Raw genomic sequence first — 12,069 nt, 5'->3', positions numbered from 1 at the left:
TTCTGTGCACGTGCTGCTAGCGGCTCGTGCTGAGTCTGCCTCGGGCATAGCCGATTCCGGCTGCACCGACACTTGCCACCACGGCCATCGCACCCCATGCGCGTGCCGGGTTGCCGCGCGCAGCGGCGCTGGTCTCCCGGCCGACCGCACGAGGCAGAATCTTGGCGGTGTACGCCCGCTCCGAGGACAGTGCGTCCTCGGCCCCGATCAACCGGGCGATGGCGGCCTTGGACACGCCCTCGGCGTAGCTGCGCGTGATGAGGTAGCGCGGACGAGTGCGGTCGGCACTGACCGTGTGATCGACGACGATGGAAGGATCGAACACGATCTGGGCGTCCGGATGCGTCTGGCGCAGACGGATGCACAACTCCGTCTCCTCGCAGCCGAGGGGGACACGTCCGATCCGGCCGATGCCGGAGACGAATCCGCCGAGTGCAACGACGGGCTCACGGCGGAACGACATGTTCGCGCCCATGAGATTGCGGACCTGAGCGGTTTCCGTCGGCTGCCCGCGGTAGGTGCACCCGACGACCCAATCGAGTTCGCCGGGTTCACCCACTACCTCGGCCGGTAAGAAGGCCGGACGCTTGTCCGGCCATACCGGGTATGCAGAGCCCCCAACGGCGTACACGGCATCGTCCGAGTAATGGGACAGAATGGCTCCGAGCCACTCTGTGGTGCGCGGTGAGGCGTCGTCGTCCAGAAAGACGACAATCTCACCGGTCGCGATATCGAGCGAGGTGTTGCGCGCTCCGGAGAGGCCGCGAGGGTGGTTGTTCTCCACCACGTTCACGCTCCGGTGCAGCGGCGAGAACTCGTCGCGTGCGCGTTCGGCCAGTTGCGCATTGTGATCAATGACGACGATCAGTTCGTCGGCAGGCACGTCCTGGTCGAGGACGGCCGTCACGGCGGCCCGGAGCTCGGACCATCGAGCCAACGTGTACGCGCAGATGACTACCGAGGAAGTCGGCAGACTCACGCCGTCTTCTCGCGGAGTTCGAGAACCTCGTTGTACGACTCCAGAGCCTCGAACTCGAGGTCCATGTCGGTACGGGCGTCGATCGACTCGCGCAACGGGCGCACGATGGACCTGCGCTTGATCCTGCGGGCACGCATGCGTTCGGTCATCAGGGTGCGCAACACCCGGAAGCCGTCCGAGAACGTGCGCAGATTGCTCTGGCCGTAGATGCGGGCCAGTTCGACGCTCGGCACTTCCTCGATGCGCACGGACGCCTCGGCGAAGCGGCAGTTGATGATGGTCTCGATCTCGAAACCGTCGCCCCAGAGCATCATGCCCTCGGCACCCGGCTGATCGACGACGGGCAGGTCGAGGACCGGCACCAGATCGCGCCAGAAAGCGTTGTAGCCGTAGCAGAGATCCGAGAAGCGAGTTCCGAAGAGCGTGTTGGCCACCAGGTGCAGGCCACCGTTGCCCGCGCGGCGCAGCGGCGTGATGTCGTGGCTCCCGCCACCCTCGCAGAACCGGCTGCCCTTGGCGAAGTCGGCACCGGCGATCAGGGCGTCGACGAAGCGCGGGATCTCGGCGGCATCGGCGGAACCGTCGGCGTCGAACATGACGATGATGTCACCGGTAGCGGCCTCGAAGCCGCATGCGAGCGCGTTGCCCTTGCCCTTGCGGGTCTGCTTGATGATGCGAATGTCACCGCGAATCTCGCGTGCCGCGTCGATGGTGCCGTCGACGGATCCACCGTCGACCAGCACGAGCTCGTAGTCGTGAGAGAGCAGGGGGAGGACGTGACGAAGGTTCGCGGCCTCGTTGAGCGTCGGGATGACGACACTGACGCGGGGATTCTGACGATTCAACATATCCATTCCACATGGGTCGAGTGCGATGGGCAGATGTCTCCGAGCTCCGTGAATCGACCCCCGCCGCATCCACAGACAGTGCCTTGACGTTCGTTCTGAAGCGTAAGAACTGTTTCCTTTGACTGAAAGCAAGCTTAAAAGAAGCTGCTGGTTTGTCAAGCTGCAAACAAACCAACTGGAAGATTGTTTGGAGATTCACGTCATAGTTTGTGAACCGAATCAACGAGATCGGTACTGATAGACGATCGTGTCGGCGTCCTGATACCGCACCGACCACGCCGAATTGGTGGCGAGCCACTGCCGGAAACGGGCGACCGCATCGTCGGCGACGAAACCGTAGTACTGCATCGCCTCGAGCGACTGACGAGTCAGCACCATGTAGGTAGGTGTGTCGCTGATCGACGCGTTGTAGTCGATCTGGCCGAGCTTCTCGGGCGTCGGGAAGCCCTCCATGTACTCGGGGCCGAGCGCGTAGAGCGGGACGTCCCAGTATTCGTTGGCCGCGGTCAGTCGTCCGTAGTCCGACGTCGACCGGGCCGGGTAGCCCGAGGAGTACAGCATCGTGATCGCGGTTCCGTTCGGCGACTGCGCGGCCACCGCTCTTGCGTCGTCGATCTGTTCGCGATTCTCGAGGACGATCGGCCACAGGCCGAAGTAGCTCTGCAAGCCCAGTACAGCGGACCCGATGGCCCCGGCAGTGGCGACCGCAACCGAGGTCCTGGCCGTCAGCCTGCGGGCCCGGGACGGGCGATCCTGGGACGGCGTCCGATCGAACAGCGCCAGGAACAGGGGAACGATCAGGAGCACGCAACCGGGAATCGCATAGAGGTACACCCGGAAGATCGCCTCACCGCCGTAGCTCTGGCCGGCGAGGAGCATGATCGAGCCGAACGCCATCACCATCGGAGCCCAGAACGTCTTCTTGGTGCGCCAGGCGTAGACGGCCGAGGCGAACGCCAGCACGAACACCCCACCGGAGAGTGCGCGGCAGACCAGAGACGTGATCTGTTTGCCGAGCACACCCTCCGCCTCGACGTTGCTCGCGGCGTTCTGCACGGGATCGAACCCCTGGAAGAGTCCGTACGGTGCCACGATCGGCAGTCGCGGATACAGGTATCCCAGCAGGATGATGCCGAGCGGAATCATCAACCACCACGGCTTGGCTCGTCGCGTCACCAGCAGCACGCCGGTGACGGCCATCAGCCAGTACGGGGTCAGTTGGTGCGTGGGGACCAGTGCCGCGAACGGAACAATGGACACGTACGCCGCGGACCTGGTGAGCGTCGAGGACATCAACAGCGCCAGGAAGCCCACGGCGAGCAGTAGCGCCCACGCCTGCGGTGAGTAGTAGTCCTGGCCAACCCAGTTGATGACCTCGGCGAGCATCGCCGCCGTGATCGCTGCGCGCTTGTCGAACTTCATGACCCGTGCGAGGCCGTACACGGCCGCCGCGAGCACCACGTGGATCATCGGCGCGAACACGTGCGCCAGGGACAGCGTGTCGTATCCGGTGACGTGCTGGAACCAGGCCGAGACGAGGAAGAAGCTGGGCCACTCGCTGTAGATGTCGACGCCGCTCGGTGCCAGTCGGTTCAGATCCAGAACGAACTCCGTGACGGCGACGTGCTTGTACGTCCAGTCGTAGATCGGAGCGGACGTGACGAGCGTGACGGTGAATCGCTGCACCACGATGGCCAGGCCGATGGCGACCACCATGGTGCGAAGCTGATGACGCTGCAACGCGATCAGGAACGCCGCCATGACCAGGACCATGCACAGCACCAGTCCGGGGCCGGTTCCGGCGGTCAACAGCCCGAACTGCGAGTACGTCGCGCGCTCGAGACCCGGCAACAGCGGCAGCCACAGGAAGAACGCCAACGCCAGAATCAGGCCGGCGACGTTGCGTCGCAACGTCTCGCGATCGGTCAGCACGAACCGCACGTGGGCGAGGGCGGACGCTCGCGACGACGGAGCGACGACCTCACGTGCCCGCGAGATCCACACCGGCAGGTCGGGACGGCCGTGCTTGCGGTACCAGAGCAGCGACGACCCGATCAGGGCCAGACACAGCCACAACGTCCACATCCGGGGCGACCAGCGGTAGCCCCACATCGCCGCCGACACCATCAGGGTCACCACCGAGATGCTCAGAATCGGCAGGGCAGCAGGAACCGCGGTGCGAGGAATACGGACCCAGGACAGGATCGCGGCCCCGGGTCCGAAGAACAGCAGGACCGTCAGAAGCACGACGCGAACCAGTGTCGGCAGCGCGATCATGGAGGTCAGACCGGACAGCGCGGCGAGAACGCTGATGTCGGCGTAGCGCAGTCGGCTACCTGCGCGCCGCCGTGTTCCTGCAGCGGAGTCGGTGGTGCCGACGGGCCAGTCGACGGTCCAATCGGACGGAACGAACAGCTTGTGCCGCAGATCCGCGATGGACCGGTATCCGGAATCAGTCGAGGACTGGGTCACGGTTCACCCCCGCCAGAGGAGTTCGTTCGCGACCTTCGCGCCTGCTGCGCCGGATGGCCGCGGGGCCTTTGGCGATGGACAGCAGTTCCATCCGGCCGATGCCGTCGGGAAGGTCGGCAGCGAGATCGTCGGGAGGGGAGGCGACCTTGCTCATCTTGGCGGACAACCGAATCGCGCTGCCGAGTCGGCGGACGGCCACCGTGGCGGCCAACATTGCCGATCTGCGGTCGGTGGCGACCGTGTACAGCCACGCGCCGAGTCCGAGCCCGTATCCGCGGGCCTGTACCGCCAACGCCTCCGAATCGGCGCGATGACGGTGCCACACGATGGCGGCGGGCTCGTAGACCAGCTTGTCGCCGGCCATCAGCACTCGGAAGAACATGTCGAGGTCCTCACCGCCGTTGGTCGGAGATCCCACTCCCAACGCCTCGTCGAATCCTCCCAGGTCGAACATCCGTCCGCGGTCGACGGCGAAATTGGCTCCGGTCCCGTACATCCCGACCTGGAACGGAAACAGCGGCACGTCGGCCGGCGGATTCTTCAGGTCGTAGACCCGAGGAGTCACCGAACTCGCCCACCCGACGCGGCGATCGAAGTACGCCTGCGCCTGAGTTCGGATCTCGCCACTGGGCACGATGCCGGACACGCACGTCACCCGATCGGCCCGCCCGAAACCGCGCGCGATGCTCCGCAACCACCTCGCATCCACGGCGACGTCGTCGTCGGTGAAGGCGACGATGTCGTGTCGGGCCGCCCGCAAACCCGTGTTCCTTGCCCTCGACAGTCCCGCCGTCGGCTCGGACACGACGCGAACGCGGGGGTCGCCCAGCCCGCGAACGTACTGCTGCGTGGCATCGGTCGGAGACGCGTTGTCGACAACGACCACCTCGAAGTCGGGGTAGTCCAGAGCGGACACCGACGCCAGCGCGCCCTTCAAGTGCTCGACTCGGTCGCGGGTGCAGATCACCACGGTGATCGGCGGCAGCGTCCCATCGGGGTCGGGCAGCGCGTCGGGCATCGGAACCTGCGCGAGCGACATCGCAGCCCGTCGAACGTCGTGTGCCGCGACCGCGCCGTCGACGACATCGAGTTCGACGAAGCCCAGCGGGTCGAGTCCGCGTCGGATCAACAGTCGGGCACGGCGGTAACCGTCGGAATCGTCGAGGGTGAGAAACTCCGGAAGATCCTGCTCCAGGTCGATGTCACCGATCCACACGGCACCGTCCCATTCGGGAGCCTGGTGTCTGGGGAGCGCGGGAGGTAACACGGGGATGGTCCTTTCGGGGTGACACGTACGGGCAAGTGCAGCTCGGTCTCAGTCGGTGCGATACCGCACCCAGTCGACCGACATCGTCGCCGGGAACGGCGTGGAGTTGTCGGTGGGACCTGGCCAGTCGCCGGCGACCGCGACGTTGAACAGCAGGAAGAACGGCTTGTCGAAGACCCAGTAATCGTCGCCGCCGATCAGGTCGTCCGGAGTGACGGTGGCCAAGGTGGTGCCGTCGATACCGGTGGTCACGCGACCCGGCGACCGCTCGACCCAGTAGGTGTGGAAGTTCTCGGACAGCGGCTCCGGCGGAATGCCGCCCGCGTCAACTTTCTGGCTCGTCAACGAATCGGGTTGGGGGGCATGGATTCCGGTGTGGTACTGGTCGGCCTGGTTCAGCGTCTCCATGATGTCGATCTCGCCGGACAGCGGCCAGCCGACGGAGTCCAGGTCGGTACCGAGCATCCAGAAAGCCGGATGCAGTCCGGCTCCGGCCGGCATCTTGATCCGAGCCTCGACGCGGCCGTAGGTGAACTCGAACTTGTCCTTGGTGGTCACCCGGGCCGAGGTGTACCCGTCACCGTTGCGCATCGCGTTGACGACCATGTGGCCGTCACCGTCGAGAGACGAGTTCTCGGTCGAATCGGTGTAATTCTGCTTTTCGTTGTTGCCCCAACCGGTCTGGCCCACGTCGTGACTCCAGCGGTCGTCCGACACGGCGTCGCCGGCCGTCCCCGAGAAGTCGTCGTAGACGGTGAATCCGGGCTTGGCGGCGGCAGTGTTGGACGCCGACGTCGTGGAACTCGCGTCGATGGTGCCTCCAGCGGTGGAGTCGGGATCGATGTCGGCTCCGTCCGAGCGGTGAGAAAGCCCGTACACCGTGCCTGCCACGACCAGACCGAGCACGATCAGGAACGCCAGAACGGACGGCCACCGCCGTCGGGGAGGCTCGACGATGAGTCCGGTTCCGGGAAGCCGCGAAACCTCGACGGTCCCCGCGCCGGACTCTCGGCTGGATGCGGCGTGACGACTCACGTGGTCTCGTCGCCGGTCTTCGGTACCCGCGTCGCCTTGAACTGCGACACCGACAGTACGACTATGCCCACGAGGAGCGCATAGGTGGCGATACGTTCCATGGAGCCGATACCGAGTCCGAACTCGTGACCGCTCATGTAGGCGAAGTAGCCGGCCAGCCCGACGGCTCCGAGCGCGGTGACCACGACGCGGATGGGGCGTCGCAGGCTTCCGTGCCCGCCCGCGATGACGAGGCCGAAGTTTCCGAACACGAAGAACACGGTGGCCCCGAACGAGTGGATCGGGTAGTTCACGCCCTGGTTGACGACGCCTGCGGTGATGGCACCGGCACCTGCGACGACGAAGAACGAGGCGGCTCTGCCGTCGATTCGGCGGACGATGTACCAGGATCCGCCCACGGCCGCGATCGCCACGCCGAACAGCACCATCGACGCGTTGAGCAGAACGTAGAGCTCGCTGCACGGCCAGTTGCCGGTGGGCCCGCAGAACGGGATGCCGAGCTCGCTGATGTAGTTGTTCCGGTAGCTGTAGAGCCCGCGCCACGTGGCCGAGACGATGTACTCGACGAGGACGAACTGCACCACCGACAGGCCGGCCCACCGCGCGACATGGGCGACGAAACTCGAGCGCGCGGGCGCGACGGTGTTCGACGTCGGCCGGTTCGCATCGGGTTTCGTGGGGCGTTTCGCTTCGGTGGTCATGCGGTCTTCTCCTGAGGGGCGAGCAATGCGAGGGGGTCTGCCGCTACGAGATCGAGTGCGGCCTGCACGGTGTGGCTGTCGAAAACATTGTCGTGGAACGACGCCGAGACGAAGACGACCGAACCGATGGTCTCCATCGTGATCATCACCGACTCCGGTCGACCCGGATCGGCGATCACGAAGAAGGCGCGGTCGGCGGGCTCGGCCAACCAGGAGACCGGCTCCAGCTGCCTGACTCTACCGACATCGGAGTACATGAGCTTGACCTTGGGCCGGACCGGTACGCGGTCGTCGAACACACCGGAGACGGCCCGGTGCTCTCGCTTGTACTTGATGGTGCTGATCGTCGCCGACGCGATGGGACGGCCCTTGGCGATGGCACCGGCCAGTGCGTCGTTCACGTCCCCGGCCGAGGTGGGATCGATGTCGGTGAAGCCGATCCCGGCCGCGAAGTTGCCGAGCACCACGGACGACGGCGGAAGGTATCGCCTGCAGTCGAACAGGAAGGCAGCAGAACGATCGAGAGGGAACGACGTGCGGGCGAACGCCGAGGCCACCGCAGCGCACATCACCGCGCTGACGCTCGCGCCGGGCAGATGGGATTCCCGCCACCGCCGGATTGCGTCGGTGGTACCGAGCCGGGTCACCGCGGTGGCCACCGCGGCCGAGGGTGCCCACGGCCGAAATGCCGTCGGCGACGGGGTGTCGGGTGCGGCGGCCGAGGTGGCGGACTCGGGGTTCGAGCCGGGGCGTACGCGGTCGTAGATCGTGTCGACGACTTTCCTGGGATTGCGAACGACCCAGCGCAGGAGGGCCTTTCGAAGAGGATGGCCGTCGACGGCACGGTAGGCCCACGCCGGAAGCGGTGCATCCGGACGCGCGTCGGCCAGGTACGCGAACAGGTCGACCGGCAACAGAGCGTCGCCGAGACCGTGATTGAGATCGAGGAACAGGTAGCGACCGGCCAGACGCATCCGAAGAGGAATTCCGGGCGTGGACGCGTGCGAGAACTCGGTGAGTTCCTTGGCCAGTTGCTCGTGACCCACGGCCGGTCCATCGGCGATGTGCTCGAGCACCCGCTCCGGTTCGTAGACCCAGCCCGCCGAGGACTGATCGGCGCGCAGGCCCAGCCGTGTGGCAGGACCGATCGAGGCCAGTGCGAGTACGCGGCTCTGCACCCGGGCGAGATCGCCGAAGTCCGCCGGTCCCAGGACGGTCACGATGCGCGAATCGGACCGCAGCATGTCCAACGAGCTGGCGCGATAGGTCTGAGTCATGGTGCCGTCCTGTGTTGAGCATGGACCGGAATACGGCGCGGTGACGGATCGTCGAGCGGCGGTGGACCGTCCTGGCGCTCACGTGGATGCGGTTCACGGTGCCGAGGTCCACCGTCTCGGGGTTGTCGGTGACGCGATCGAGGCGATCCGGCGTCGTGATCGTCGATCGGCCCGCGAGGTCCGGGGGAGTCCGACGGACCCGGGTTCTCACCGGACTCGCCGTTGCTGCCTGCGGACAGTTCACGAATCCAGCGAACGAGCGGCACGATCAGGACGACGGCACCGAACGCCTCGGCGGCGAGGTACGCCCAGCCGACGGCAGCGATGCCCATCGACGACGACAGTGCCACCGAGCCGCCGATGATGATCGAGGTGGCCACCACCTGCACGATCACGGCCAGTCGCATGCGTCGACGGACGCGGGCCAGACCGTCGTACAGCGAACCGACGACCGACAGTGGGATGGTCAGCGCGGCCAGCTGCACGATGATGGTGCCCTGATCGCGGTAGCCCTGGCCGATCAATCCGAGGCCGAACGGCGCGATGAACGCGAGAAAGATCGACCCGCCCAGTGCGACGATGCACACGAGCGTCATGAACCGCTTGGTCAGGCGGTGGAACTGCGCGGGGTGTGCCGCCACCTCGGCCACGTACGGTCCGATCAGAACGCTGATCAGGATGTAGAGGGCGCTGACGATCGACCAGGTGAGGGAGAAGTACGCGTTCTCCTCGGCGCCGAGGGTGGCAACGACGATCATCGGCACGAGCAGCGGAGCGAGCGAGCCGAGAGCGGTGATGCCGTATGCCGAGCCGAAGTAGGCCCACATCTCGCGCCTTGGCGGAAGGTCCGGCTTGCCGGCGTACCGCTGTTCGGTCCGGACGTTCTTCATGATCGCGCGCAGGACGAAGATCGACGCCACGACGGCGGGGACCGCCCAGGCGGAAATGATCGAGGTACTGCGCTCGGTCGCGAAGAGGGCCAACAGCAGCACGAACTTGGCGACGGCGTGGAAGACGTTCTTGGCGGCCGCCCAACGTGCGACGCCCAGGCCGGATGAGGTCTGATCCTGCAGCGCGAACACTGCGAGCACCGCGACGAAGAACGGGAACGACACGATCTCGGCAGTACTGGTGAACATCTCGTCCACCGGCGCAACCAGCAGGAAGCCGCCGCCGAGCAGGAACGCGAATGCCGTGACAGTGAGGTAGCCACGCACGATGAACGACTTGGCCAACCGACCCGAGATCGGCAGGAATCGCTCGTACATCGAACCGAGGCTCAGATTGGACAGCGTCGAGAGCATCACCGCCGAGGTGATGACGGCCGACGCGCTGCCCACTTCGGCAACGGGATACAGCCGACCGGCTGCGGCCCAGAACAGCAGGCCGAGAGCGCCGGTGATGGCCGTCGAGAGCATCAGGGCCATCGAATTGAGCGCGAGATTGCGATCGGAGGCCTTCGAGCCCGGTCCGCTGTCGGGTTGCGGTCGTTCGACGACGTCGGCGATCGGGGAAACGTCGACCGAGTGCACGGCATCGTGCCGAGGTACGGTCGGCACCGGCATCGTCGGGCTGTTCATCAGACCCAGGTCGAACCGAGCCGGTTCGACCGGATACCACCGAAGTTGTTCGAGCTGTTCGTGCTTGGGCGGCAGGATCCTGGGAGCGCGGTGCTTCACAATCGAACCTTCCCCACCGGCACGGGCGGCGACGGGGCGGCGATCTCGACGTCGAAGGCAGCAGAGGCGGCCGTCACCAGTTCGGCTCGTACGTTCTCGCGCAGATCGCGACCGTAGAGCGAGTGATCACCGGAGTCGAAGGAGGTGACAGTGGGTACCGACGATCGACGCTGAAGTCGGCGCATTCCCTCCGGGCCCCGATTGGTCTCGAACCAGGTGGTGTCGCTGGGGGAGAGCAGAACCCGCGTCTGCACCTGACGGTCGCTGAGAATGCGCAACGAGATCTCGGGAACCTGGATCAATCCGCGCCGTCCGAGCCAGATCCACAGCGCGTACGGAATCCGCGGCTGCAGTGCATTCTTGGTCCGCACACCCCAGTGGTGGAGACGGTCGAGTGCGCGCGCCTTCAGTCCCGTTTCCTCGATGTGCATCGAGGAACGCTTGACGAATTCGAGACGACGAGTGGTCCAGTCCAGGGTGTTGAGCAGCACTGCGGCCCGAACCCCCAGTTCCCTGGCGGCGAAGCTGGAATACCATGAGCCCGAGCACATTCCGGCGACCATGACGTTGTCAGGAGTGGTCCCCGACTGCCGGACAGCGGTGAGCGCGTCCTCGTTGCCTTCGTCGCTGTAGAGCCGGGTCAACTCCCCATCGGACACGATTCCGCTCTCGCCGGTGCCGCGTCGATCGAAACGCACCGTGGAGACTCCGAAGCGGGGCAGCAGCCGCGCCAGCTCCACCCACATGCGGACCGGGCCGACGCGGTGCTCGTTGGCAGTGGGGTACAGCACCACGGTCGGTCCGCCTGCGCGGCATCGATCCGAGGTGGACCGAATCGCGAAAAGCTGCTGTGCGCCCAGGTATTCGATGTTCTCGTGGATTCCGTCGACCACGGACGTCGAGCGATGCTGCAGCTCGATCCCTCGTGCGCGCTCGACCGGAAATCTCGATGCCGTCCACGTCGCGAGGTAGGCGATGTCGGCCGTCGGGATGATGACCTCGAAATCGCTCGGCTCGAGAAAGTCGTCGTGAGCGGTCAACGTGTGTTCCTGAGCCGCGAGAGTCTCGACCAGCTTGCGTACCGGCTTCGTATCGCCTCGCTCGGCGCGGGTGGCGACGAGCACCGGCGCGTCGGTGCTCGTCTTCGCGGCGTCCAGTGCGGAGAAGTCCGCTGCCGAATCGGGATGCAGCACAGCGCCGATGATCGACACCCTGGGATCGGTGTCGGAGTCGGTGGTGACGCTCACCGAATACAGCGCGCGCTGCTCGTGCAGATACGACCGCCCTTTGACGACGGGATCCCACAGCGTCAACGCGGTCAGTGGCCCGCACTCCGCGGCGACCGAACACGCCAACAAGGCACCGACGCGCAGACCGACGAGGCCGACCTCGCTCACCCCGCAACCTCGAACGTAGTCGACGGCCTCGACGATGCTCCGCCGCCAGTGCTCGACCGCGCCTGGCTGATCCTGATCACCCCACGAATCGCCGGTGCCGCGGTAGTCGAACCGCAGCACCAGAAGGCCCTGCTCACAGAGCTTCTGCGCAAGCAGGGTCATACCGCGATACGAATCGACCTGCTCCTTGCCGAGCGGCGGGCACAGGACGACGCCGCCGCGTGCCCGGCCGCCGGACGGCACGTGGACGGCACCGAACAGCGGCGAATCGGACGGGCCGAACCACGTCGGGTACTTGCCGCCCGCCGTACGTGGAGAGGACTCGGCGGGAACTGAGCCGATGCGCCGAGGAGCGGTGCGGGAGCTGTTCACAGATTTGGTCCTTCGTGTACGTACACGGGTGAAGCGGGAACG

9 protein-coding genes are annotated in these 12,069 nt (G+C 65.9%); all 9 read right to left on the bottom strand.

Annotated features, from left to right (window positions below):
- Positions 1 to 16 precede the first annotated feature (16 nt).
- The 9 genes from CH306_RS04970 to CH306_RS04930 all read right to left on the bottom strand — a co-directional run bounded on the left by CH306_RS04970 (position 17) and on the right by CH306_RS04930 (position 12,027).
- Positions 17 to 979 (bottom strand): glycosyltransferase family 2 protein, encoded by a 963-nt coding sequence (locus tag CH306_RS04970; RefSeq protein ID WP_032396099.1) that lies wholly within the window; start codon positions 977 to 979, stop codon positions 17 to 19.
- Positions 976 to 1,833: a glycosyltransferase family 2 protein gene (locus tag CH306_RS04965; RefSeq protein WP_082073801.1), complete on the bottom strand. Its 858-nt coding sequence runs from the start codon at positions 1,831 to 1,833 to the stop codon at positions 976 to 978. The genes CH306_RS04970 and CH306_RS04965 overlap by 4 nt, the downstream gene beginning before the upstream one ends.
- Before the next feature lie 213 nt (positions 1,834 to 2,046).
- The gene (locus CH306_RS04960) at positions 2,047 to 4,299 is read right to left on the bottom strand and encodes a hypothetical protein (RefSeq protein WP_094645868.1); all 2,253 of its coding nucleotides are present in this window, start codon (positions 4,297 to 4,299) and stop codon (positions 2,047 to 2,049) included.
- Positions 4,280 to 5,566, bottom strand: coding sequence for a glycosyltransferase family 2 protein (locus CH306_RS04955; protein WP_256981040.1), 1,287 nt, complete (start codon positions 5,564 to 5,566; stop codon positions 4,280 to 4,282). The genes CH306_RS04960 and CH306_RS04955 overlap by 20 nt, the downstream gene beginning before the upstream one ends.
- A gap of 48 nt (positions 5,567 to 5,614) precedes the next feature.
- Positions 5,615 to 6,601, bottom strand: coding sequence for a glycoside hydrolase family 16 protein (locus CH306_RS04950; RefSeq protein ID WP_256981039.1), 987 nt, complete (start codon positions 6,599 to 6,601; stop codon positions 5,615 to 5,617).
- Positions 6,598 to 7,302, bottom strand: coding sequence for a DUF998 domain-containing protein (locus CH306_RS04945; RefSeq protein WP_052683804.1), 705 nt, complete (start codon positions 7,300 to 7,302; stop codon positions 6,598 to 6,600). The genes CH306_RS04950 and CH306_RS04945 overlap by 4 nt, the downstream gene beginning before the upstream one ends.
- A complete protein-coding gene (locus CH306_RS04940; RefSeq protein ID WP_094645866.1) occupies positions 7,299 to 8,579 on the bottom strand; it encodes a hypothetical protein in 1,281 nt (426 codons plus the stop codon). Before CH306_RS04940 ends, CH306_RS04945 begins: the two co-directional genes overlap by 4 nt.
- A complete protein-coding gene (locus tag CH306_RS04935) occupies positions 8,576 to 10,258 on the bottom strand; it encodes a lipopolysaccharide biosynthesis protein (RefSeq protein ID WP_179273007.1) in 1,683 nt (560 codons plus the stop codon). The genes CH306_RS04940 and CH306_RS04935 overlap by 4 nt, the downstream gene beginning before the upstream one ends.
- A complete protein-coding gene (locus tag CH306_RS04930; protein ID WP_256981038.1) occupies positions 10,255 to 12,027 on the bottom strand; it encodes a hypothetical protein in 1,773 nt (590 codons plus the stop codon). The genes CH306_RS04935 and CH306_RS04930 overlap by 4 nt, the downstream gene beginning before the upstream one ends.
- Positions 12,028 to 12,069: the final 42 nt, after the last annotated feature.

Origin of the sequence: Rhodococcus sp. 15-725-2-2b, from assembly GCF_002259075.1 — a bacterium.
In the GTDB taxonomy this organism is placed as follows: domain Bacteria; phylum Actinomycetota; class Actinomycetes; order Mycobacteriales; family Mycobacteriaceae; genus Rhodococcoides.
The sequence above is the reverse complement of the archived record's forward strand: the minus strand, read 5'-3'. Positions and strand labels throughout refer to the sequence as shown.

What these genes read in the sequence shown, in the direction of transcription:
- CH306_RS04945 (WP_052683804.1), bottom strand. Translation starts at nt 7,302, where the DNA reads ATGACCACCGAAGCGAAACGCCCCACGAAACCCGATGCGAACCGGCCG.
- CH306_RS04965 (WP_082073801.1), bottom strand. Translation starts at nt 1,833, where the DNA reads ATGGATATGTTGAATCGTCAGAATCCCCGCGTCAGTGTCGTCATCCCG.
- CH306_RS04940 (WP_094645866.1), bottom strand. Translation starts at nt 8,579, where the DNA reads ATGACTCAGACCTATCGCGCCAGCTCGTTGGACATGCTGCGGTCCGAT.